22 protein-coding genes and 1 other annotated feature are annotated in these 23,207 nt (G+C 36.8%); of the genes, 4 read left to right on the top strand and 18 right to left on the bottom strand.

Annotation, left to right across the window (positions count from 1 at the left end):
* The first annotated feature begins 34 nt into the window (after positions 1-34).
* Positions 35-238 carry a cold-shock protein CspD gene (gene cspD / locus MHB53_RS01180; protein ID WP_340915172.1) on the top strand — a complete coding sequence of 68 codons (204 nt, stop codon included), beginning with the start codon at positions 35-37 and terminating at the stop codon, positions 236-238.
* Between the two features lie 216 nt (positions 239-454).
* Here cspD and MHB53_RS01175 read toward each other — a convergent pair whose 3' ends face one another.
* Both MHB53_RS01175 and MHB53_RS01170 read right to left on the bottom strand, forming a co-directional pair.
* The gene (locus tag MHB53_RS01175) at positions 455-628 is read right to left on the bottom strand and encodes a zinc-finger domain-containing protein (protein WP_340915170.1); all 174 of its coding nucleotides are present in this window, start codon (positions 626-628) and stop codon (positions 455-457) included.
* A gap of 23 nt (positions 629-651) precedes the next feature.
* On the bottom strand, positions 652-1,308 hold the full coding sequence (locus MHB53_RS01170) for a reverse transcriptase-like protein (RefSeq protein WP_340915169.1): 657 nt from the start codon (positions 1,306-1,308) through the stop codon (positions 652-654).
* A 107-nt stretch (positions 1,309-1,415) separates the two neighbouring features.
* Here MHB53_RS01170 and MHB53_RS01165 point away from each other — a divergent pair, with 107 nt between their 5' ends.
* Positions 1,416-1,805: a reverse transcriptase-like protein gene (locus tag MHB53_RS01165; protein ID WP_340915167.1), complete on the top strand. Its 390-nt coding sequence runs from the start codon at positions 1,416-1,418 to the stop codon at positions 1,803-1,805.
* Positions 1,806-1,984: 179 nt separating this feature from the next.
* Here the strand turns inward: MHB53_RS01165 and MHB53_RS01160 are convergent, their stop codons facing one another.
* Both MHB53_RS01160 and MHB53_RS01155 read right to left on the bottom strand, forming a co-directional pair.
* A complete protein-coding gene (locus tag MHB53_RS01160; RefSeq protein ID WP_340915165.1) occupies positions 1,985-2,308 on the bottom strand; it encodes a hypothetical protein in 324 nt (107 codons plus the stop codon).
* Between the two features lie 309 nt (positions 2,309-2,617).
* The gene (locus tag MHB53_RS01155; RefSeq protein WP_340915164.1) at positions 2,618-3,076 is read right to left on the bottom strand and encodes a YndM family protein; all 459 of its coding nucleotides are present in this window, start codon (positions 3,074-3,076) and stop codon (positions 2,618-2,620) included.
* A gap of 192 nt (positions 3,077-3,268) precedes the next feature.
* Here MHB53_RS01155 and MHB53_RS01150 point away from each other — a divergent pair, with 192 nt between their 5' ends.
* Entirely contained in the window at positions 3,269-3,895 is a 627-nt protein-coding gene (locus MHB53_RS01150; protein WP_340915163.1) for a LysE family transporter, read from the top strand.
* A 270-nt stretch (positions 3,896-4,165) separates the two neighbouring features.
* Here MHB53_RS01150 and MHB53_RS01145 read toward each other — a convergent pair whose 3' ends face one another.
* The 8 genes from MHB53_RS01145 to MHB53_RS01110 all read right to left on the bottom strand — a co-directional run bounded on the left by MHB53_RS01145 (position 4,166) and on the right by MHB53_RS01110 (position 15,309).
* Positions 4,166-5,530 carry an amino acid permease gene (locus MHB53_RS01145; protein WP_340915161.1) on the bottom strand — a complete coding sequence of 455 codons (1,365 nt, stop codon included), beginning with the start codon at positions 5,528-5,530 and terminating at the stop codon, positions 4,166-4,168.
* Between the two features lie 179 nt (positions 5,531-5,709).
* Positions 5,710-5,895, bottom strand: a complete 186-nt coding sequence (locus MHB53_RS01140) for a YozQ family protein (RefSeq protein WP_340915159.1) — start codon at positions 5,893-5,895, stop codon at positions 5,710-5,712.
* Between the two features lie 64 nt (positions 5,896-5,959).
* Positions 5,960-6,457: a DUF3231 family protein gene (locus tag MHB53_RS01135; protein WP_340915157.1), complete on the bottom strand. Its 498-nt coding sequence runs from the start codon at positions 6,455-6,457 to the stop codon at positions 5,960-5,962.
* Between the two features lie 135 nt (positions 6,458-6,592).
* Positions 6,593-6,877: a DUF6123 family protein gene (locus MHB53_RS01130; RefSeq protein WP_340915155.1), complete on the bottom strand. Its 285-nt coding sequence runs from the start codon at positions 6,875-6,877 to the stop codon at positions 6,593-6,595.
* 14 nt (positions 6,878-6,891) lie between these two features.
* Positions 6,892-7,806: a 5'-3' exonuclease gene (locus tag MHB53_RS01125; protein ID WP_340915153.1), complete on the bottom strand. Its 915-nt coding sequence runs from the start codon at positions 7,804-7,806 to the stop codon at positions 6,892-6,894.
* A 1,525-nt stretch (positions 7,807-9,331) separates the two neighbouring features.
* Entirely contained in the window at positions 9,332-10,177 is an 846-nt protein-coding gene (locus MHB53_RS01120) for a sulfurtransferase (protein ID WP_340915151.1), read from the bottom strand.
* A 40-nt stretch (positions 10,178-10,217) separates the two neighbouring features.
* Positions 10,218-13,826, bottom strand: a complete 3,609-nt coding sequence (locus MHB53_RS01115) for a dynamin family protein (RefSeq protein ID WP_340915150.1) — start codon at positions 13,824-13,826, stop codon at positions 10,218-10,220.
* Positions 13,827-14,028: 202 nt separating this feature from the next.
* On the bottom strand, positions 14,029-15,309 hold the full coding sequence (locus MHB53_RS01110; protein WP_340915148.1) for a cytochrome P450: 1,281 nt from the start codon (positions 15,307-15,309) through the stop codon (positions 14,029-14,031).
* A gap of 111 nt (positions 15,310-15,420) precedes the next feature.
* Between MHB53_RS01110 and MHB53_RS01105 the strand changes: the two genes are divergently transcribed.
* Entirely contained in the window at positions 15,421-16,011 is a 591-nt protein-coding gene (locus tag MHB53_RS01105; protein ID WP_340915147.1) for a GNAT family N-acetyltransferase, read from the top strand.
* A 141-nt stretch (positions 16,012-16,152) separates the two neighbouring features.
* Here the strand turns inward: MHB53_RS01105 and MHB53_RS01100 are convergent, their stop codons facing one another.
* From MHB53_RS01100 to aroC, 6 genes are all read right to left on the bottom strand, one after another.
* The gene (locus MHB53_RS01100) at positions 16,153-16,668 is read right to left on the bottom strand and encodes an isoprenylcysteine carboxyl methyltransferase family protein (RefSeq protein WP_340915146.1); all 516 of its coding nucleotides are present in this window, start codon (positions 16,666-16,668) and stop codon (positions 16,153-16,155) included.
* Positions 16,668-17,750, bottom strand: coding sequence for a type III polyketide synthase (locus tag MHB53_RS01095; RefSeq protein WP_340924387.1), 1,083 nt, complete (start codon positions 17,748-17,750; stop codon positions 16,668-16,670). The genes MHB53_RS01100 and MHB53_RS01095 overlap by 1 nt, the downstream gene beginning before the upstream one ends.
* Positions 17,751-18,143: 393 nt before the next feature.
* Positions 18,144-19,433 carry a 3-phosphoshikimate 1-carboxyvinyltransferase gene (aroA, locus tag MHB53_RS01090; RefSeq protein ID WP_340915145.1) on the bottom strand — a complete coding sequence of 430 codons (1,290 nt, stop codon included), beginning with the start codon at positions 19,431-19,433 and terminating at the stop codon, positions 18,144-18,146.
* A 12-nt stretch (positions 19,434-19,445) separates the two neighbouring features.
* Positions 19,446-20,552: a prephenate dehydrogenase gene (locus MHB53_RS01085; protein ID WP_340915144.1), complete on the bottom strand. Its 1,107-nt coding sequence runs from the start codon at positions 20,550-20,552 to the stop codon at positions 19,446-19,448.
* Between the two features lie 16 nt (positions 20,553-20,568).
* A complete protein-coding gene (gene hisC / locus MHB53_RS01080; RefSeq protein ID WP_340915142.1) occupies positions 20,569-21,648 on the bottom strand; it encodes a histidinol-phosphate transaminase in 1,080 nt (359 codons plus the stop codon).
* A gap of 33 nt (positions 21,649-21,681) precedes the next feature.
* Positions 21,682-22,854 carry a chorismate synthase gene (aroC, locus tag MHB53_RS01075; RefSeq protein ID WP_340915140.1) on the bottom strand — a complete coding sequence of 391 codons (1,173 nt, stop codon included), beginning with the start codon at positions 22,852-22,854 and terminating at the stop codon, positions 21,682-21,684.
* Positions 22,855-22,909: 55 nt separating this feature from the next.
* Positions 22,910-23,138, bottom strand: a binding site (T-box leader).
* Positions 23,139-23,207 lie beyond the last annotated feature (69 nt).

The raw sequence follows: 23,207 nt of genomic DNA, 5'->3' as shown, positions 1-23,207 counted from the left end.
CTTTGTGCTGTATGATTTAGGAGGAATTAGTATTATGCAAAACGGTAAAGTTAAATGGTTTAATAACGAAAAAGGATTTGGCTTCCTAGAAGTTGATGGCGGCGATGATGTATTCGTTCATTTCACAGCAATTTTAGGCGAGGGCTTTAAATCATTAGAAGAAGGCGAAGAAGTTTCTTTTGAAATCGTAGAAGGAAATCGTGGACCTCAAGCAGCTAACGTAACTAAACTTTCATAATATAATGGTAATAGCAGGCAATTTGATTGCCTGCTATTTTTTGTTTAGACAAAAAGAAAAGAGCAAACTCTATCTAGAACTTGCACATACGTTGTGCTGATCTCTGTGATCCAATTTTCTTTTCTTTCAACAGAGGACCCTTTATCCTTTGTAAAAAAAATTGCGCATGAAGAAATTCTCATTTAATTTATCATTGGGTTACTTTTGAACAACTTCTTAAAGATTCTTTCCTTTCGTTTGTATAGCTGCGCCTACTGTACATTTTTTGATGCAAAAAGAATGTGCATATGCTTTTCCGAATGCCTTTCTATGATGGGTTTTTAAAAAACAACCATCGCAATATAATGAGAAAAGTTCGTCAATTTCTTTCATTACTTTATACCGCTTCATATATACAACCTTTCCGCCATGGATTACTCTAATTTTGCGTGACTGTGAATAACTTTATTTTCAAGTGCTTGGGTTGCTAGTTTATCTGCCTCTTTATTATCTGATCTCGAAATAACTTCAAATATAGGCTTTATTCCCAACTCTTGGATTTTCACTTCGATTCGATCAAGCCATTTGTTTAATGTCTTTTCATAACACGGCCATTCACCAGATAGTTGTTTTAAAACACCTTGGGAGTCCCCTCTGAGTTTACACGGTTGCTGCCGAATCCCAATCTCATTTAATGATAATAGCGCGTTATATAATGCTACATATTCCGCCTCATTATTAGTTTCCAGCGCATCTAATTTTCCGTTCACTCTATATCTATATACTTCATTTCCTTTTTCATAATAAATTACTATGCCAATCCCAGATTTTTTATTTGATTTATCAAATCCACCATCAAAATAAACAACTGGATTTTTTGGTTCCATTTCCGTCTTCTGTTTTAATTTTTCATACTCTTTTCTATTCCATTCTCTTCCCATTTCATCCATAATGGTTATATGCTTCATTCTTCCCGTTTTCTGCAAATCGATAAGTAAGTCCTCCACGTAGCGTTCCTCTATCCATTCAGATTCAAACGGAACTGCAATTGTTTTTGCTGGTTGATAAATTATTTTTAATTTTATTTTCATAAATAACAACACCTTTCATTTAAGGACGGGATCTTCTGAGATCGATAAGTTCTTTCTTATGATATTTCCCGGAGCTATTGTTTATTAATCATAGAAAGGAGAATTTCATGGTTGAAGTTTATATAGATGGTGCTAGCGCCGGTGATCCTGGTTTAAGTGGGGTCGGTATTTTCATTAAAAATAATGGAGAGGTAAATAGTTTTTCGATTCCTATAGGTATAAAAGACAATCATGAAGCAGAATTTCTCGCCTTGATTTCAAGCCTTGAAATCTGTTTGGAAAAGAAATTTACGACTATTTCTGTCCGCTCAGATTCTACTGCGGTTGTTAACGCAGTAGAAAAAGCATATGTGCGTAATGTGAAATACCGACCACTGTTAAATAAAGCTTTGGACTTAGCTAGTAGATTAGACCTTTTCTTTATAAAGTGGATCCCGTCTAAAGAAAATAAACAAGCAGATCAACTAGCACGGAAAGCCATTCATCAAAATGAATAAAAAGCAGATAGCTGAGTTTTTTCTGCTATCTGCTTTTTATCTTAACAGCTCCTGTGAAAAGAAAGCCGCATAATATTATATAATTACACAACTTTTATATTATGGAAAGAAAGATAATATCATCATGAACCTTATGGAAAATAGAACTAGAATCTAGGTAGGTTTTTGGTATAATTTCTTTATTTCGTTTCCTTATCGCTCATCGACCGATATAACTGTGTATTCATACTTCCTTGTACAATATTCTCCAAAAAAAACTCACCAATTAATTTCAAATAATCTTCATCGTCGAACATTTTTTTATTTTGGAATTCCATTTCAGCCAGTCCTTCATATGTGGAAAGAATGGCAAATGTTGAATCATTACCAGTAATTGGTGTCAACATTTCTACCGTGTGGTCATAGTTATCATTTCTGTGCTTTTTAATTTCCTTTAAATTTTCTATCCCCGCTTTAAAACATTTTTGATTAATCTCAAATGTTTGGTAAACAAAAACAGACATTTTTTCACCCCCATAAATTATAAAAAACGCTGATTTCATTATTTTCACATACTGTCGGACAAATCTTAAAGCTGAATCGCGAAGCACTTACTGGTTTTAAAACTATATGAAACGACAAATGACCGTGTTTCTCTAAAGGAAATAAATGCGCCTGGCCATTGGGTTTTAGGACCAAGCATGGATGGTCTTTAATTATGTAGAACATCCTATAAAATTATATCTTGCTTCATGATTCTCAGAGTAGGTAATGCTAACTTAAAGAAAGGGGAAAGTCAGTGATTTTCCCCTTCAAATTTTGATCAAACTGTATTATATTTCATCATCATTTTTTTCTTCCTTGAAGTCATCATTTTCCGGAGCTAGCTCCTGTGAAGTTTCTGTTTGATATTGGAAGCTTTCCGTTCGACCAACATCTGATTGGGTGTCTTCCATTTCACCTTTTGCTAAATATTTATGAAAAAACAACTCGAATAGTGCCACGGCTATTGCAGAAACCAAAGAAATAGCAAAAGTATTCCGATCAACAGTTACATTAGCTGTCACTAACCATATTACAATTAATGCTAGCCCAAAATCTGCAATAGTTGCTGTCATGTTATTCGTTCTAGGCAGTATAAACAAGTCACCAATTAAATAGGAAACAATCCCCAATACCAATGTGATCAAGAAAACATTTCCAAAATTCAAACCATAGATTGCCCCAAGTATAATATAAAGAAGCACAAGGCTAGAAATGAATTTTAATGCTAATGCTTTAATATGTTTCATACATATCATCTCCTTACTACATATTCTGCTTATTCACAAGAAATATATTCCCTCCAAATTTTTACGGCATTAATCTTTGAAAAATATTAACTGATACTTGATGTTGTCAAAAAGTTGTCGTACAACCCTTTACTCATGAATAGAATTTGTACAAGCGACTGTAAAAATAAAAGGAATTGGGGTTGTATGGAAATGGGAGTTTTTCTGGGTTATATCTTTCTTGGTTTGTCACTAGCAGCACCTATCGGACCAGTGAATGCTGCACAATTAGACAAAGGTATTAAAAGCGGGTTCTTTCATGCTTGGCTTGTTGGTCTAGGTGCTATGGTAGCAGATGGCGTTTATATGCTTGGAGTCTATTTCGGATTGGTACATTTTCTGGAGTTTCCGTTTATAAAAACATTTTTATGGTTATTTGGCTTTTTTGTTCTTGTTTATACAGGGTTTGAAAGTTTAATGGATGCAGGTAAGATTGATTTACGTTCCAGAAAAAGTGACGACTCTCCAGTTAAGTCTTTCTTTTCTGGTTTTTTAATGTCGATATCGAATCCATTAACTATTCTTTTCTGGCTTGGCATTTACGGTTCCGTTCTAGCTAAAATATCTGCAGAATATGATGAGAAGTACGTAATCCTCTACAGTGTTGCGATATTTATAGGCTTGTTAATTTGGGATATAACAATGGCCGCTGTTGCAAGTAGTTTTAGAAGATTTCTAACTAAAAAAACCCTTGCATTTATATCTATATTATCTGGATTATCTCTCATAGGATTTGGGATTTACTTTGGCATTCAAGCAGCAAAGGTATTGTTTTCTTAATACATAGGTCAAACCCCACTATCACAAATATTCATTTCCCTCACAGCATTACCATTTGGATCAAGGATTGTTGGGCTACTCTGTATAACCACCGCGCAAAATAAGACACAAGTCCAACAAATGGGATAATAATTACCGTATCATCAATGAAAAATTCCTTCACTTTTAGTTAGTTGATCTAATTAAAGTAAAAGATATTGTCAATCAATCGAGTTGGCAAAATTTCTGTTCCTATTCCAATACCATACAGGATAAATTCTATATTTACTTTTAGATATTTTTGGGATATACATTTTTCTTTTTTTTCCTTATGAAATGCATGATGAAAAGGACAATTACGACAATAGCAACAAACAATATACTAACAAAAAAACCTGGTCTGCTTGTTTTATGGAGTAATGTACCACTGACTGCAAGCAATATTAAAGCCATTCCAGTAAATCGTTTCAATTGATCAAAGTTAGTTACCTTTATTAGTCTTGGGAAAGAAACTAGAATAAAGAACCAATTATACAAGAGCATTAAACCAGCTGCCGTTGTAATATATTCATAAACACGATCAGGCATAAGCAGTGCAAAAATAATCGATGTGAAGAGACCGCAAATCGTTAGTCCTAGTGCGAAGGGCTGAACTTTTAGCTTACCCTTTTTGGAAAAAAACTTAGGTGCATCTCCATCCTTTGATAAAGTGACGACCATGCTTGTAACAGCAAATAACGAAGCCGCCATTGTAGAAAATCCAGCTATAATTATACCTCCGTTAAAGACATGCGGAAAAAAAGCCAAATCATATTTATCAAGAGCAATGACAAATGGACTCTCCTTCATATTAAAATTATTTGTGGCCACTAATAATGTAGCAAGAGCAAGTGAAATTAAATAAATAATTGTTAATAGAATTAACATAATTGTTCCTGATTTTTTAGCATCTTCTTTATTTCTAAGTCGTGTCGTCATAATTCCCATAATTTCTATTCCGCCGAATGCATAAAAACCGAAGATAAGCGATGACCATAATCCAGTCATTCCTTTTGGCATAAACTCATTTATGTTTTTCGGTATTTGAAGATCACTGCTACTTCCCCCGAAAAGTCCAAAAAGGACAGCAATCGCTAGTACGATAAACATCATAATCGCTGCTACTTTTATTACTGCAAATACGTTTTGAATCCTTTCAAATCCCTTTGTACCTATGACAACAACGATCACCCCAAGAATGGCATAGCCTGAAGCAAACATCCATAATGGGACAGCAGGGAACCAAAACCGGGAAAGAATGGATAATGCAGTTAGTTGACTTCCGGTAATTAACATTTCCGAGAACCAATAAACCCAACCACTACTAAAACCAGCCCAAGGTCCATATGCTTTTTTAGCGTAAGAGCGAAACGAACCTTTCTGAGGATCCTGCGTAGACATCTTTGCGAGCGCCTCAAAAACAATATATGTGCCTATTCCAGCAAGTGTAAAGGAAATAAGAATAGAAGGTCCTGTCATCATTATTCCAATACCAGAACCCAGAAAGTAGCCTGTGCCAATTATACATCCTACCCCGATAAGGGACAGCTGCCACCATGCTAATTTTTTGGGATCTTTTTCATCCCCTTTTCCCTTGGCTCGAGCTGGCATTTCCATTAATGAATCCCTCCTCTTATTTCAATTTATTATTAACGGAGGACATTTTATTATGTACTGAACAAAGGATTCCCAGAATCATATTGCGGCTGTTAAAAGTCATAACATATCTAGTGATGAATATGAAAGGAGCCCCTGACAAAGTAAGAGGCTCCTCTTCCATTACGGATCTTTCTTATTTAATCTGCAACTGTATCTTCTCCACTTAAACCATCAATTGTCCCTTCCACATAGGTATCGCTAACCTGTTCATGAGTCATAGCAAGACCTGACATAAGTTCCGAATTACTTTTTAAATTTGCTGGATTATAATTGACACCCGCCAATTTAGTGCTATCACTATGATCAAATTTTCTTTTTTGCATTTTTACCCTCCAATTTACTGCTTCTCATGTATCGTTTCAACAAAATAATAATTGTTCATTACTCCTAATTTCGATGGAGTGGTGGAGGTATTAGCCATCCTTTTTCTTTATTTAGACGAAGCATTTTTGCACCTAACGAAGCCTTTTGCATATGGATTTGACCAAACATCATTGCAATGTCTTCTCGAATGGATTGTCCCATAATTGTGCTGCATGCCACTAAGCCAGCGGCAGTATCAGCAGACAGTTTGGCGGCAATTTCAGGATCTTGGAAACGAGCACCAACCGGGATATCATCCACACTTGTCTTAGGTCGTTCGGGCGGAGTAGGCGGCAATCCCACCCCGTTTTCCTTTAATAATTCTTCTATTTGTTTCATTTCATTCTTGCATTGCTGAATTGATTCTTCTATTAGCTTTTTTAAGTCATCATCCCCAGAATGATTGATTAGTGCCTGATAGGCTGCCACCATTCCTTTACCTGCCGTTAAAAAGGACCAGGTGCCGAATACTTCACCATAATGCATTGGTTCATCTTTTGGATTCCCACTTAATATTCCCATTTATAAACCTCCCAAAAATTTCTTTATTGTGCCAGCTATCTTTAAAATTGCACAAGTTTATCATGTCCTTTTGGATTATTTGCATACTTCACAACCATAACTAGATAATAAAAAAACATCTACAGATTTACTCTGCTAGATGCTTTTTAATAAACCAATATTTTCAGCAAAATGATATGCTTGCCTACTTGTCCGAATATTATTTTCCTTTAAAGTTTCAAGTAATGATAAATAAAAACTACCATCAAATCGTTTTTGATTTTTTAGTGTCAGTTCGATAGCAAGTGCCACTAGTTTATCAGATGATCCAGTTAATTGTTTTCCAAAATAAATAAAAGAAATCGCATCCTCCTTAAATTTAAAACCTTTATCTTCTAAATTAAGGAGATACTTTTCTAAATCAACATATTTCAATGACAATGAATCCTTCTCCCTTACCTTTCAATACTGAAAACTTCATCTGCCTTTGCATACATGGATGATTTGAGTAAATAGGTGTGAATTGTTTTTAATTCATGCTCATGAATGGCAGTCCAAGCTGTAGAAGAAACTTCCGTCCATTCACATTCGCTTATATTCACAACTAGTGGTGTATCACATTTTATTTTTGCTAGTTCCCTACATAGATGGAGAACATCTAACTCTGCTTCAATTTTTTTCCTTTGTGAAGATGTTATGGTACTAATATTTTCTAGTAGACCTTCAATATGTTCAAAGTTCTGAATAAGTTTTAATGCCGTTTTTTCACCGATTCCTTTAACCCCTGGATAGCCATCACTTGAATCACCCATCAATGCCTTTACATCAATGAGTTGTTTTGGCAATATATTAAATTCATCCCAAACTAATGATCTCGTATATGTTTTATAATTGCCCATCCCTTTTTGCATAATTAGCACTTGAACATTGTCATCTACGATTTGGATTAAATCTCGATCACCAGTTAGCACCGAAATGTTCATTTGATCTTTATATTGCTCACAAATTGTTCCGATACAATCATCTGCCTCAAACCCTGCTGTACCGATATTAGGAATGTGGAAGGCTGTTGTCACTTCTTTCGCTAGATCAAATTGAGGGATCATTTCATCTGGTGCTGCCCCACGATTAGCTTTGTATTCTGGATATAGATCATTTCGGAAGGTTACACTTCCCATATCCCAGCAAACTGCCACATGAGTGGGGTTTACATGTTCCACTGCCATCAGTAAATGTTTGATATACCCTTGAACTGCATTAGTTGGCACTCCCGCTGTATTTACCATAAAATATTTACTCACTGCTGTTGCATAAAAAGACCGAAATAATAATGCCATTCCATCTACTAACAATAAATGTTGTTGCTTCATTTCTTATAAACACCTCTTTAAATAATTTTCATCTATTCTAGTATAGCATATGAAAACAGAGCCGAAATAGGGCACTAAAAAAGTCCCCTTAAGAAGGGTCTATTATAGAATACAGTTGATTTCCGCTTCAGGCGGACCCTTTCTTAACCGTAGTCAAGTCGTTTATTAAAATCATCTACACACAACGCGAAGGTTAACAACCGTTGATTTGTACTCCAGGCGGCGCTTCCGGGGGCGTGTGGTGAGCCGCCTCAGGCTAACAGGATGTTAACACGAAGCCGTTGGATGTGGCGACTTTATGCTTGCAGCCTCCTTGTAGGGTCTCACCTGTCACGCTAATCCCCCAGGAGCCGCCTTCCACTCCAATCAATTTGGTTTTCTATTTCCCACGGTAAGTTTTGTTTCCAATCATGTAAACGCAGCAAGTGCTTTATACATTCTGGGAGATCTGCATATAGTAGCGGAAAACTTAACTGCAGGAAGGAGTATAAGCGATTGTGGTGATGTCTGATCTCTTTTTCTATATCCTCATAGTAGCGCCCTAAGGCCCGCATCTGTTCAAAATAGTCATCTTGTACATAAGTCTCATGCCGCACGTATTTAAAATGTGATTTGGCCAATTCATGGGCATCACCGACTTCTACTATAAAAAATAGTAGCACAACCATGGTCTTGGTTTGTGCTACTAATGTTAGTATGTTTCCGCGGGCGGTTCGTGAGCTTCCTCAGGCCAACAGGATGTTGGTCACGAAGCCGTTGCCACACGATGTGGCGACTCTAGGCTTCGTTCCGTAAAGCTTCCGCGGATCTCACGTAGACGCGCTTTTCCCACAGGAGTCGCCGCCTTCCGCTATCAACGGAATGTGCTAAAAATCAATAGAGCCTACGTAAATAGGTATAATACCCTAAATTTAAAGGGAATTATACCTTTTTGCTGAATAATTATAGTATCAATTTCAAGCGGGCGGGTACTATGTACAAAATTCAACAATCAATGATTTTTAGTCCATATAAGTTAAGATTCCCGTCAAAACACAACGGATGTCATGGAGGATTAAATGGAATATTGCGTCGAAAGATCATTAAAGTGATCGATTATTGAAACTAATTGATTAAAATATCGGTAAAATATAAACTATATCGATTAAAAAGACGATTCAAAAATCACTTTTATAATCTTGAGTCTTCTTTTTTGCAAGGCTAATTGGAGTACTAAAAAGCAAGACAACATCCTTGTTTAACATTGTTAAATGAAAAGATTTGTTTATACCTCAGCCAAATTCCAATTGATTTGATTAAAGTGAAAGGTACTGACTCCTGCGGGAAAAACGGGTAACGGGAGACCCCGCAGGGTGCGCAGCACTCCGAGGAGGCTCCCGATCCGCCCGCGGAAAGCGAGTACCTGGAACGAAATCAACACACACTCATATTCTTAACTATAAAAGAACCGGGCATTTTTTTCGCCCTTTTTTTCCTAATCCTGCTATTTTTTTTGAAAAGTCGAAGTTTTTCAGTACCCTGGAAATTAAGGCTCTTTGTTTTCGTCTATTCCAATGATTGGATTATCATCATAAGAAACCCAATCAGAATAGCTACCAGCATACAATTTTACATGACGAAATCCTGCACCCATTAAAGCAAGAATATTTGGTGTAGCAGTAACCCCAGATCCACAATAAACAATGATATTATCTGAATGGTCTAAATCAGTAAATCTTTCCATTTGATCTTGCTTGCTTTTCCATCTTCCACCCTCAAAACCATCTGTCCACTCTTTATTGATTGCACTAGGAATATGTCCTGGCTTTTTATCTAATGGTTCTTCAAGATCTAGATAGCGCTTTTTCGCCCTTGAATCTATTAATATCGCTTGTCTGTCTGCACTTCTTTGTTTAACTTCAGCATATGTGGCAAGCATATCCTTATTCTCGGAAATAGAAAACACCTTCTTTTCGTATTCCCTTGTATGAGCGGTTACGGGATAACCTGCATCCTGCCATTTCTTTAATCCCCCATCCAATACATACACATGTTCATGTCCGATATATGTCAGTAACCACCAGAACCGAGAAGCGAATGAGCCCTCACCATCATCATACGCGATCACAATCGTATGATTATCCACACCCGCTAATTCTATTTTATGCTTAAATACACTCAAGTCTGGTAAAGGATGTCTTCCTCCATGCTCCTGGACTGGTCCTGATAAATCTTTTTTTAAATCAAAATAAACTGCCCCTGGAATATGGCCTTTTTTAAATGCCTCTTCCCCATATGAACAATCTCCAAGCGAATATCTACAATCGACCACTCTCACATTCGTCTGATTTAAACGCTCTTTCAACCATGTAGCAGATTTAATAATCTTCATAGATGCCACCCCTTTAGCGAATTTTTTTCGAACATCCATATTAATGGTTCAGCAATACGGAATGGGTTTTAATCCAGTCTGGTAGTTGATTGCTATCTGACAATGCATCAATCCACGCATCATATTGCTCATTCACATCTGCAATAACACGATCTTTCATCTTTGAAAACTCAGCATTCAACACTACCTCATAATGAGCGTTTAACTTAGCATGTTCACCTGCGATATATCCATCTGCTAATGGAGCTAATAAATCCCGTAAAGCTTCTTCCATCCGTTTTTTTTCATTATTTTCAAAGAATCCTTTTGGATTTTTAAAATACTTAAAAACAATTTCTAGTGGCTTCCGCTCCACTTCGACAAAAGCTGCCGAAAAGTCCGGCGAAACACCTTTAGAAATCTCTAACTGTGAAAGCATGATTTCCGATTGTAACGCTTGTAATTCTTTTTCTATCTCTCCAAATCGACCTTGAAGAAGTTTTTTCGTAAATTGTTCCAATCGTAAAGATGTTGCTCTCATCTCTTGAGCAAAGTCATAGCCCATTGTTGCCAATAATTCCTCTAATGGTTTTTTCAATAGCTCTCGACTATTTCCTTGCAACACTGCTGGGTTGAAAGCTTCTTTAAAAAAGTCCGGGAATCGGAAAAACACCCTTTGTTTAACATAGAATAAAAGTTCCTTTGTCTCTTGTTTAAGTCGATCGCTCAATATATTAGCTTTATTTTCTAAAAGCAATGTATCTATTTTTTCTCTTGTAGATATTAAAGCTTCTTTTCTTTGTGTTTTTATACTTTCATCTTCATTTGCAGATTGGATTAGCTGTTCAAGCATAACCAAAACCCTTTGGTATTCCTTATCAGCTGAATTAATTGCCATTGCAGTTAATTCCTTATCTAGAAAGTGGTTAAAGTCAGATATGAATGCTTTTAGGTTAGAGGCTTTCCTTTCCCCAGCGATTAAAGCTAATTTGCTTGATATCCCATAAATTTTTGGAAAACGGATGCCATTTTTAGTAAGCTCCCTTTTTACGTACGTTAGCACTTCTGATACTTCTTCTTCAGAGCTAGCTAAATCAATGGCATTTACAATAAAAAACATTTTATCAAGTTCGAAAGCATCTTTTACGCGTCCAAGTTGAATCAAAAACTCTCGATCTGCTTTTGAAAAAGCGTGATTATAATACGTTACAAATAAAATCGCGTCAGAGTCCTTTATATATTCAAATGCAACTCCAGTATGTCTAGCATTAATCGAATCTGCACCAGGTGTATCTACTAATGTGATCCCTTTCTTTGTAAAAGAACAATCATAAAACAAGTCAATTGCTTCGACAAAGCATGATTGGGTTTCATTCGCTACAAAACTTTGAAACCCTTCTAAGTTTGTTTTTATGGCAGTACCAAGTTTTTCTCGATATAAATCAAACCCTTGGATAAAAGCAGTCAAAAACGATAAATGAATCTTTTCTTTTCCTTCACCCTGATGATTGGAAAGAACTTTTGGGACAATTGTAAAGGCTTCTTCTAATGTATTGCTTGCGTAATCGAACAGCAATAATGACTCGTTAATATCTGCTAATAGTTGGTCCGCTTCTTTTAATCGCACAATTGCTGTACCATGTAAGTTCTCTTTCGTCGGTGGACAAATTCGATTAATTGCTGCTGTCGTAGGATTTGGTGATACTGGGAGAACACTTTCACCTAGTAGTGCATTAGCAAATGAAGACTTTCCTGCACTAAAAGCCCCAAAAAGGGAAATCGTAAAGTTTTGGTGCTTAAGCCTCGTGCGTTTTTCAGATAATTGCTCTGTCATTCTGTTAAAGCCTTTAATTCCTGATAGTGAAGTAACAGCGCGATCTAGTTTTTCAATCATTTTTTTCATATCGATAGATGTATCTAAGTTTGTATTATATTCCTTTTTTGATTCAGTAACAGCCGGAATCATCTCAGGTTTGTTTACAGCATTATCATCATAAATGGTTACATCTAATAATTCTTTCTCCCATTTTCTGGCCAATGATAATAATTGTGCTTCTTCCTTCCCTGATGGAATAAAAAGCAAGCCCTTCTTTCGATCGCATTTTTTTTCCAACTCGATTAATGATCTTAAAGCAGACGTCCCTTTCTCTATCTTCGATAAATGCTTATTAACCATTATTAGCTTTTTATCCATACGAGTTTGTAATACTTCTGCAACAGCTATTTTAAATTGATCAGAGGTCTTCATTGCTATATTCCTAAGGCGACTGGCTATTTCCTCACAATAATGGAGCAAATATTCACCGTTTATACCGGCCCCCCTATGTACTGCATTAGTTAAAAAACTTGCTTCGAATGTAATTTCCATTTGTTGTGCTGCTGCTTGCAGTTTCTCTTCAAAAAGCTCCGTTTCTTCCAGCTTTTTCACTGCTAACTGTTTCAGATGCCAATTTATTTGCGATTCAACCTGTTTTTTTACACTTATATAGAATGATTGAAGTCTTTCTGATCTTTCGTCTTCCGTTTTCTTTTTACTGAATAAAAATCCCATTTTAAAATCTGATTGCGCTGAAATTAAGTATTGTTCTGCAAGCTCTCTCGTTTCATATGGCATTAAATAAGCATTTTTCAGAATCACTTCACGTTCCTTTTCAAACGCTCTTTCCCAGTTTGTTGCAGTTTTCAAGATTTTTTCTTTTTCAGTAGTTAATTCGGTCTCTTCCGTAAATAATGTTTGAAGTTCTTCGTCGGAGTATTCTGTAATTACTTGTTCATATGGTTGCGCAGCTATGTCCATTTCATCTTGTAGCCAAGCTTCATGTTCAGCAACTAAACGATTAAAAGCCGCATCTATTGTCCCCTGCATCAAGTCATTATGATGGGAAAAAGCATGATCAATCAATGCTTTTATCGTCGTAAATTCATTGTCTGGATGTTTTAGCTTTTTTAATGTCGTAAAATATATCCCGGCTGGTTCTACATGCCAACTAGCAAACGAATCATGGACAGATTTTTTAAAAGAAGTGAATGATAGCTCTTGCTCATTATGCTTATCAATTTGATTAATGATCAAATATAATTTGACTCCATGTTTAAGTAAATTTTTCGTGTACATAAAATTAAGTTCTGATTGTACATGATTATAATCCATCACATAAAAAACAATATCAGCTAAGTGAAGTGCTGATTCAGTAGTTATGCGATGTGCATCATCTGTTGAATCCACTCCCGGTGTGTCCATAATAGTTACTCCTTTTGGGAGAAGTGAATCCTTTTTTCCTATTTCTATATTCGTTACATCCCCATTTTTGCAGTACTCTTTTACGGTTGCAAAATCATAAGGTGCCTGGAATAATAATGTTTTTTGAGAATGCGAGTACACTTTTGCATAATCTTCGGCGGATTTTAATACCTTCACCAAGTTTGCACTTGTCGGTATCGGACTTGAAGGTAAAACTTGATCGCCAATTAAAGCATTAATCATCGTCGATTTCCCCGCTGAAAAATGCCCACTAAAAGCAGTAATGAATTCTTTTTCATGCATTTTTTTTAATAAGTTTTTTGCTTTCTCAACGCGGATATCGTCCCCATTTTGCTGGAATCTTTCCAATAAAGTAAGTGTTTTTTGAAGTTGGCTATCCTTGGTGATCTCTTCTAATATGTTAACCATGTTGCTAACAAACCCCTCATCATGTTCATTTCCTTCTATTTTACCTAAGTTTTCGCTATTTTCATATAGATTAATACGAGTTCCTTCAAGACAAAAAAGAATATTGCCTGTTGACAACATTCTTCATGAGTAAAGTAAAATGAAATTCAGATTATCTTTTTCTATATGTGGTTAATACCTAATGAACTTTATACAGACGTTCTTAGAATATCTTCTTAACATTTTTGATTACTATTTTGCTTTTGGGAATACTTGGAATATTAACCATACTGAAACTTAAATCTTGGTTGGGAATATCATAATAGATCTGATTAGCTAGATAATCTAGACTCACTTTCATCACTTCAATCGTAACCCATTCACCGGCACATCGATGCCCCATAAAGTAATCGCCACCGCCTTGTGGAATGAAGTCAAATGGGCTTCCTTCCCAGTCAGCAAATCTTTCCGGGTGGAACACATTAGGATTGTCCCAAAGTTCTGGGTCATGATTCGTACCATAAAGATCAAGCAGTGTTAGTGTTCCTTTTTTAAATATGTAACCATTCCATGTGAAATCCTTTTTCACCTTTGCCGCTGCAAACGGAAAAAAAGGATAGAAGCGCCGAACTTCCTGCACAAACATCTGTGCATACTTTCCATCATCTGACATAGACAATTTTTCTCTTTCTTTCGGGTAGTGATGCACTGCCAATGCAGTAAAATTGATGTAAATAGCAATTGCGACTATTGGCCTTAAAATATTTATCACTTCCACAGTAGCGATCTTCGTATCTAAAAGATTTCCATTTATATCTCGGTGCCATGCAATTGTATGTAACGCTGTTCCCCCAGCTGGATTCACTTTCCCATCCCTTACCTGATCAATAAGCGCACCAATCCATTTTTCTACTTTATTTCGACCATGTCTACCCTGCCAGTGTTCTGGACCGATTGCGGCAGGCGCTTCGAACATTGCGCTAAGTTCTTTTGTTTTTTGCTTTAATTCACCCTCTCGTAATGGTACACCAGCCCACTGACACGCAATACTGCACAAGATTTGCTTCGCTTCTTCGTATAGTATAACTTCATCCATCTGTTTCCATTCTTCGATCGCAATTTCCCACTGTTGTTTCGTGATGTCAGTCAGTCTTTTTAGCTGTTCGGGCGACATCAGCGACATGAACATTTCCTTGCGATGTTTGTGATCCTGATCATCCAATGTCTGGACGCCTTTTGCACCAAACAATGTTTCCACAACCCTTTTCGGTGCTACACCATTCCTCATGAATTTCTCATTATCATAAAATATTTTAGCAGCTTCCTTTCCACCCATACATATTGCCTTTTGCCCGAGCAAACGGGTCTCGAAAATATCGGATGCAAAACTACTACGTCTATTCTGTATATACATATACCCTTCTCTCATAAGACTTAGACTATGATCCAAGCCTTCTTCACAAGGCATTTCATTTGATTCATTTATATTTGACACTTGTTTCATCTCCTTCTTTCTGGAGTATATTTTAGAATTTATTTATTCTAATTCTTCCCTATTTACGTTTATTAAATTAAAACAAGATCAAAAATAGTATAGAATATAGGTAGTAATAGGATGGGGGCTGAGTTTAAGTTGAATGACGATCTATTTATGATAGACTGCGGTGAGATATTTTTGCGTGAATTTCGGGTTGAGGATGTTGATGCTATTTATGAACTAACTTCACAACCTGAAGTTTATGAATTTTTGCCAGATTGGAGGTCAACAAAAGAACAACGATTAAACTGGGTAACAAATTATGAGATACCGTCAAACAAGGAATTCTTATCAGCAGTACCCAATATTGACAAGCAAAACTCTTTAAAGCTCGGGATTATATTGAAGGAAACGGGTGAGTTTATAGGATTCTGCAATAGTGGTATTAAGCAAGAGTTACCTCCACCGAACAGAGAGATTGCATATGCTATGTCAAAATATCATAGAAATAGAGGTTATACAACAAAAGCTGTCAAGGGATTGATTCAGTATTTGTTTAAAAATACCAACGTTGAGATTCTAAACACGGTTGTATTAGGATGTAATGAAAGTTCAAATAAAGTTATTATAAAGAGTGGATTTAATTATGTAAGAGAAATAGAAATTGAAAACCAAGAACATCATCATTATGTTCTGCACAAAAAAGATTGGCAGACAAATGGAAGGTAGATTTACCTTGCTTTAACTGCTATGGGTGGAACAACATAAGTAGAAATGATCAAACTTTATAAGAACCAAATTGAAATCTCATTAAGAAAAATCCATTTTCCTGTAAATCTAAATCGATGTAGGGAAATGGATCTTTCAGAATCATTTTTTGTAATCTGTATTTTCTTGAAGTGCTTGCTCTTCAATTGGTATTCTGATAGCTAAAATAATTTGGTTTAAGAAAAAAAAGACCAACATTGTAAAATATGCTTGGAACATTAATGGCAGGATGATTAATTCGATCGTAACAATCAAGTAATTTGGGTGTTTGATAAATTGGAAAGGGCCTTTACTCACAATATTACTTCCTGGCAATACAATTATTTTCGTATTCCAATACTTGCCTAAAGACAAAATAACCCATACTCTAGCCAATTGGATTACTACAAATATAATTAGTAAAATAGCCCAATATTGATTCGCAGATTTGTTGGTAAAGATCACTTCGATGATTAGCGAGACAAAGAAGCTTATATGCATGAGCACCATATACATATAATGACTATGCCCATATTCTACTGCCCCTTCTTTTTTCATCCATTGTTCATTTCTTTTGGCGAGCATTAACTCTAATAGCCGTTGGATCACAACAAATGTAAACACAATCCAAACTAACATTATTCCCACCTAACGAGTAATAATTCAGAACTAAAACCAGGACCTAAGGCAGCAACTAAACCACTCTCACCTTTTTTAATTTCCTTTTCCATAAATAATTGCAATACAAATAATACGGTTGGTGAGGACATATTTCCAAACTGACTCAAGATATGTAGAGATATTGCAGTCTTCTCTGGTGAAAGCGCAAACGACTTTTCATAAGCCGAAATAACTTTTTTTCCACCTGGGTGTGCGATAAAATGTTCTAAATCTGCAAAAGTTACATCATTTTTTGCTAAGAACTTGCTGACATTTGGTTCAAACCAGTTTTCTACTAATCCAGGTATGCTCTTAGAAAATACTACATACAAGCCATTATCTTTAATGTCCCAGCCCATCACATCAAGTGATGCAGTCATTAATGTAGACTGTGTATCGATAATAGTCGGTAATGGGCGACTTGTATATGTATGATACTCTACATCCTCTCCACCAAGTAAAACGGCAGCTGCACCATCTGCAAATAAGGAAGTTCCTATCAAATTACTCTTGCTAAAATCATCCTTTTGAAAAGTGAGACTACATAATTCTACTGCAACAACAAGTACTTTAGATTTTGGAAATGCCCTGCAGTATTCGGATGCACGCGCTAGGCCCGAAGCACCACCAGCACAACCAAGACCCCATATTGGAATTCTTTTCGTATGCTCCGAAAATGGTAGATGATTCATGATTCTAGCTTCAAGACTAGGAGTTGCTAGGCCCGTTGTGCAAATCATAAAAATCGCATCAATTTCATCGTACGGCACTGATTGTTTAAGCGTTGATGATTTCAAACACGCATTAATTGATTCAATACTAAGCTTCACAGCCGCTTCAATAAATGCATCATTTTTCTCCGAAAAAGAGTGTGCTTGCTGATACCAGTCCATATCTTTGACAAAATGACGCTTCTCAATTTCCCCATTATGGAAAACTTTTAATAAGCGATCGAGATCTTTCACTGACTTGGAGAATAATTGCCTGGCGAATTCCATTGTTTCTGCTTGTGATACGGAGAATTCCGGAATTCCAGTCCCTACTGACATGATTCGCGGCACACGCCCAGCTCCTTCCATTCATAGACCCTACCTGCAAAAAATACGAACCATGAATGGTTCGTATTATTATTGTTACCCAATTCGCATATTAAAATAACCATAAAAACATAGGGATATTGCTATAAAAATGCGCGTTCAAAAAGGAGGATAAAAAGGGTCGATCCGACTAAACCCGCTACGTCTTGTGCATTGTCGGTACTAGGACTTCGAAGTTCTAGGAAGCGTAAGCCTTCGAGCACTGCGCTTGCACAGGATGTGCTGACTCCTGTGTTGCTCACAGGACATGATCAATCTTATCTTATCAGGAGATCATACCTGAGGAGCAGAGGAGCAAGCTTACAACGAAATTCGACAGCAATTTTCACCGGACTTTTTGAACATCCTTTAAAAGATTTACTTATTGCCCTTTAACTTATCCAATTGTTCAAAAAATCCAGGATACGAAATGGAAATTGCATCACTGTTAGCTATATTCGTATTTCCATTTGCTAGACAACCAGCAATAGCAAGCATCATACCAATTCGATGATCGCCATGGCTATCTACATCTGCTGAATGTAATTGAGATTTCCCATAAATCTTCATGCCGTCTTCTGTAGCCTCAATATTTGCACCCATCTTTTTCAATTCTTCGACGACAGCATCGATTCTATTCGTTTCTTTTACTTTTAATTCCGCCGCATCTTTGATAATCGTCACACCCTCTGCTTGTGTAGCAGCAAGTGCAATAATTGGAATTTCATCAATAAGTCGTGGAATAATTTCTCCGCTGATTTCAACAGCCTGTAAACTAGTCGTTGAAATGGTAATGTCCGCAGAAGGTTCCACTGCGCTCTCATTCACATTATCAATAGAAAGTTTAGCCCCCATTGACTTTAGTATATCGATAATTCCTGTTCTTGTTGGATTGATACCGACATTTTTAATCGTAATATTACTATTTGGTAAAATAGCACCAGCGACCAAGTAAAATGCTGCCGAGGATATATCTCCCGGAATGTTTATCTTTGTTCCTTTAAGTATTTGCTTGCCTTGTAGTGACTTTTTCATGCCATCCTCTTGAACAGTACAGCCAAAAGCTCTTAACATCCGCTCTGTATGATCTCTAGATAATTCTGGTTCTGTAACGGATGTGACCCCATCCGCAGATAGTCCTGCTAATAAAACAGCGGACTTAACTTGTGCGCTTGCCACAGGCGATATATAGTCAATGCCTGTTAATTCACCACCGCGAATACTTAAAGGTGTATACGAACCATTTGCTCGGCCATCTATTTTCGCGCCCATTGCTTTCAAAGGAATGGTGACTCGGTCCATTGGCCGTTTCGCGATTGATTCATCACCAATAATATTTGTATGGAAAGGAAGATTGGCTAATATCCCAAGCATCAACCTAATTGTCGTCCCTGAATTGCCAACATCCAACACTTCACTTGGTTCTTTTAGCCCTTCGAAACCATTACCAATAATTTCCACATAATCGCCATCTTGGTGAATGTCTACACCTAGTTTTCTAAAACAAGCTATTGTATTTAAACAATCATCACCAGTAAGTAGCCCAGTTGCGATCGTTTTGCCATGGGCAATTGCCCCAAACATAACGGATCGATGGGATATCGATTTATCACCTGGAACTTGCATCACGCCATTTAACTGTACGTTTTCACTTGTTACTGTCGTCAATTCGGCCACTCCTCACATACTGATATATGTTTTATATCCTCTGTCATTCAAGCTTTTTTTTGCCTGTTCTAAATCACTTTCCGTTTGGAAACTAAGTCTTAAAACACCATAAACATCTTCGCGTGCTTCAATAATACGAATATTTGTAATGCTAATATGTTCCTGTGCTAATAAAGTAGTTACATCTGAAATAACGCCTGGACTATCAAGTACATCAACGTATAAATCATAAAATGCCGTTATTGCACCTTTAGCTCTAACTGGTAAAGAATCACGGAATTGCTTAGCACCGGAAAAATAATCAAATAATTGATTGCTATCTCCTTCCCGGATTAAATGGCGAATAGCACCCATTTCATTCTCCCATTCATCCATCAAAGATAGAAGCATCGGTTGGTTATGTCTTACGATATCCCTCCACATTTCCGGGCTGCTTGATGCAATTCGTGTTATATCGCGAAAGCCACCTGCAGCTAGACTACTAATATGCTCATTTCCCATCGCATATTTTTCCACTTGCCGTACCAAACTAGCAGCTACGATATGCGGGAAATGACTTACAACGCCGGTAACTAAATCATGTTGTTCTGCATCCATCATAATGAAATTGGCTTTTGTTCCTTTTAACCAATTTTTTAATTCGGTTGTATTCGCTGTTTCAGCTTGTTGGGTTGGCGTTAAAACATAAAAAGCATTTTCAAATAAATGTGCTTTGGCACTACCTGGTCCTATTTTATGGGAGCCAGCCATTGGATGACCCCCAATAAAAACAGCACCGTTAAAAACTAATGACTCAGCTTTACTCATGATTCTTCCTTTAGTACTGCCAACATCTGTGATAATCGTATGATTCTTTAATGGTAAATCAGCCAATATCTGCAATATTTGTTCCGATTTTTCAACAGGACATGCAAGAATGATGAGATCGGCATGGATTGCTTCTTCTTCCATGCTCTCTGTGTACGTATCGATGATATGCATTTTTTGTGCTAATATGCAATTGTCTTGATTAATATCACAACCAACTATCCATGCATCGTGTTCTTTCCTAATTGCTAAGGCAACGGATCCACCAATTAGACCGACACCTACCAATAATACACGCTTTCCATTCCTCATTTCAATGCCACTCTCTCTATAGTTTTACAGCAATCATTTGCTCTATATGCTGCAATAATTCTTTGTTTTCTTGCTCTGTACCGATTGTAATGCGAACTCCTTCTGGAAAAGGACGAATAATAAAGCCTTTTTCAAGTAAAAATTGAAATACTTCGCCACTTGACTTTCCAGGAATATTTAAATAAATAAAATTTGTTTGTGAAGGATAATACACTATTTGATGTTGATCAAAAAAGTGATAAAATCTTTGCTTTTCTTCACTGTTTTTATCTATACTATCCTCGACAAATGCAAGATCTTGTAATGCAGCAATTGCAGCAGTTTGCGCAAGTACGGATGTATTAAATGGAAGTCTAGTTACTTCTAATTGTTTAATAAATGCTGCCGAACCCATGCCATATCCTATTCTGAAAGCTGCCAATCCATAAGCTTTTGAAAACGTCCGTAAAACAAGTAGATTTTCATATTGCTTAAGGAGTGGAATGGTTTGTGGATAATCTTCAGCTATTGCATATTCATAATAAGCTTCATCAAGCACAACTAGGACATCTGCTGGAACGCGAGCTAGAAATTGTTCCAAGTCCATTTGGTTTACATATGTTCCCGTAGGATTATTCGGATTACAAATCCAAATAATTTTTGTATTTTCATCTATCCTTTTTGCCATCTCGTCCAAATCATGCAACCCATTTTTTAACGCTACTTCGCGTATTTCAGCATTTTCTATTACGGCATGATGCTTATATTGTGGAAAAGTGCCTTGTGCCATAATAGTATTCGTGTCTGATGATAAGATAGCCCTACTAATTATTTGAATAAGCTCATCCAATCCACTTGAAAATAGGAGCTGATTTTCATTCACTCCAACATGATAAGCTACCCTTTCTCTTAATTCTATTGCTGCACCATCTGGGTAGATAGCAAAGCTTGGAATAGCTGTAGATATCGCTTCTAGTACAGCTGGTGAACTACCATAGGGATTCTCATTAGATGCTAACTTCACTATTTTATTCAAACCAAATTCTTTTCTGACTTCTTCACTTGATTTTCCAGGAACATATGCATCTAATGTAAGAAGTTGTTTTTTTACCTTCATGACTTCCCGCCTTTACCTTTTAATAATTTTTCTTTAAAAGTTTTTTGCATATTCTTTGTGATTGTTTATATTTTCTTTAATTGCATCGATGCGATCTCGACCAAATTGCTCGACAAGTGCAGATGCCAATTCCCAAGCAATAACAGATTCTGCTACAACACTCGCTGCCGGAACTGCACAGCTGTCTGAGCGCTCTATGCTTGCTTTAAAAGGTTCCTTCGTGTCAATATCAACACTTTGCAATGGTTTATATAAAGTAGGGATAGGCTTCATCACACCTCTAATGACAATTGGCATCCCAGTTGTCATACCTCCTTCAAATCCACCTGCATTATTTGTTCCTCGTGTGTACCCACTTTTTTCATCCCATAGTATTTCATCATGAACAGTACTACCTGGTCTTCCTGCTGCTTCAAATCCAATGCCTATTTCGACACCTTTGAATGCATTAATACTCATCATTGCTCCAGCAAGTATCGCTTCTAGTTTCCGATCATAATGCACATAACTACCAACACCAGTCGGCATTCCTTCAGCAATTACTTCAACAATCCCACCAATGGAATCGCCATTTTCTTTCGCAGAGTCAATTGCTTGCATCATTTTTTGCCCTGCATGCTCATCTAGGCAACGTACTGGTGATGCTTCTGTAATTGTTTGTAATTCATCCATAGAGTGATAGTTTATATTTTCGGCTTTTACTCCGCCTATTTCTAATACATGGCCACCGATTGTTACACCGAGCTCTTTTAAAATAACCTTCGCTACTGCGCCAGCAGCTACTCTAACTGTCGTTTCTCGCGCTGATGAGCGTTCTAATACATTTCTCATATCGCGATGACCATATTTAATGGCTCCATTTAAATCAGCGTGACCCGGACGAGGCCTAGTAATTTTTCTTTTTACTTCCTCATGCTCCTCGTCACTGATTGGAGCAGCTCCCATTATTTTTGTCCAATGTTTAAAATCATTATTTTCTACAACAAGCGCAATTGGACCTCCAAGTGTCAAACCGTGTCGAATACCACTTGTAATGTGAACTTGGTCTTTTTCAATTTGCATACGTCTCCCGCGACCATGCCCTTTTTGTCTTCTAGCTAATTCATTATTAATCATCTCTGCAGTTAAGTGTAATCCCGCAGGTACACCTTCTATAATTGTTGTTAATTGTGGGCCGTGGGATTCTCCCGCCGTTAAGTATCTCATTCTGTTTCCTCCATTATTTTAAAATTGATAAACACAAAAATCGCCCCTGCTATATAGCAGGGACGATTGTATATCGCGGTACCACCCTTATTGTGGACATATGTCCACCTCTCGATCGGATAACGGTTCTACCGTCTTTTTTTACTGATTGGACAAAGCCAAATGTTCGAAAAAGAAGCTCAAGGAAGTAATTCACAATCAAATCTGTGCTAATTTCCACCAACCATTAGCTCTCTGGACTTTACAGGAATATGATCGCTACTGTGCCCTGTCATTGCTTAAATTTTTAATTATATAGATTCAATTTTAACCACAAAATTGATTAGTTGTAAAGCAATATTTCATTATTTTCT

The organism is Bacillus sp. FSL K6-3431, from assembly GCF_038002605.1.
Taxonomy (GTDB): domain Bacteria; phylum Bacillota; class Bacilli; order Bacillales; family Bacillaceae_C; genus Lederbergia.
This window is presented reverse-complemented; position numbering and strand designations above follow the sequence as displayed.

Bases quoted from the DNA above. Each gene is read 5' to 3' on its own strand.
- cspD (WP_340915172.1), top strand. From the start codon at position 35: ATGCAAAACGGTAAAGTTAAATGGTTTAATAACGAAAAAGGATTTGGC.
- aroC (WP_340915140.1), bottom strand. From the start codon at position 22,854: ATGAGATACTTAACGGCGGGAGAATCCCACGGCCCACAATTAACAACA.
- MHB53_RS01125 (WP_340915153.1), bottom strand. From the start codon at position 7,806: ATGAAGCAACAACATTTATTGTTAGTAGATGGAATGGCATTATTATTT.
- MHB53_RS01165 (WP_340915167.1), top strand. From the start codon at position 1,416: ATGGTTGAAGTTTATATAGATGGTGCTAGCGCCGGTGATCCTGGTTTA.
- MHB53_RS01140 (WP_340915159.1), bottom strand. From the start codon at position 5,895: ATGCAAAAAAGAAAATTTGATCATAGTGATAGCACTAAATTGGCGGGT.
- MHB53_RS01175 (WP_340915170.1), bottom strand. From the start codon at position 628: ATGAAGCGGTATAAAGTAATGAAAGAAATTGACGAACTTTTCTCATTA.
- MHB53_RS01110 (WP_340915148.1), bottom strand. From the start codon at position 15,309: ATGAAACAAGTGTCAAATATAAATGAATCAAATGAAATGCCTTGTGAA.
- MHB53_RS01120 (WP_340915151.1), bottom strand. From the start codon at position 10,177: ATGAAGATTATTAAATCTGCTACATGGTTGAAAGAGCGTTTAAATCAG.
- MHB53_RS01160 (WP_340915165.1), bottom strand. From the start codon at position 2,308: ATGTCTGTTTTTGTTTACCAAACATTTGAGATTAATCAAAAATGTTTT.
- hisC (WP_340915142.1), bottom strand. From the start codon at position 21,648: ATGAAGGTAAAAAAACAACTTCTTACATTAGATGCATATGTTCCTGGA.
- MHB53_RS01150 (WP_340915163.1), top strand. From the start codon at position 3,269: ATGGGAGTTTTTCTGGGTTATATCTTTCTTGGTTTGTCACTAGCAGCA.
- MHB53_RS01155 (WP_340915164.1), bottom strand. From the start codon at position 3,076: ATGAAACATATTAAAGCATTAGCATTAAAATTCATTTCTAGCCTTGTG.
- MHB53_RS01145 (WP_340915161.1), bottom strand. From the start codon at position 5,530: ATGGAAATGCCAGCTCGAGCCAAGGGAAAAGGGGATGAAAAAGATCCC.
- MHB53_RS01105 (WP_340915147.1), top strand. From the start codon at position 15,421: ATGGGGGCTGAGTTTAAGTTGAATGACGATCTATTTATGATAGACTGC.
- MHB53_RS01170 (WP_340915169.1), bottom strand. From the start codon at position 1,308: ATGAAAATAAAATTAAAAATAATTTATCAACCAGCAAAAACAATTGCA.
- MHB53_RS01100 (WP_340915146.1), bottom strand. From the start codon at position 16,668: ATGTTAGTTTGGATTGTGTTTACATTTGTTGTGATCCAACGGCTATTA.
- MHB53_RS01085 (WP_340915144.1), bottom strand. From the start codon at position 20,552: ATGAGGAATGGAAAGCGTGTATTATTGGTAGGTGTCGGTCTAATTGGT.
- MHB53_RS01115 (WP_340915150.1), bottom strand. From the start codon at position 13,826: ATGGTTAACATATTAGAAGAGATCACCAAGGATAGCCAACTTCAAAAA.
- MHB53_RS01135 (WP_340915157.1), bottom strand. From the start codon at position 6,457: ATGGGAATATTAAGTGGGAATCCAAAAGATGAACCAATGCATTATGGT.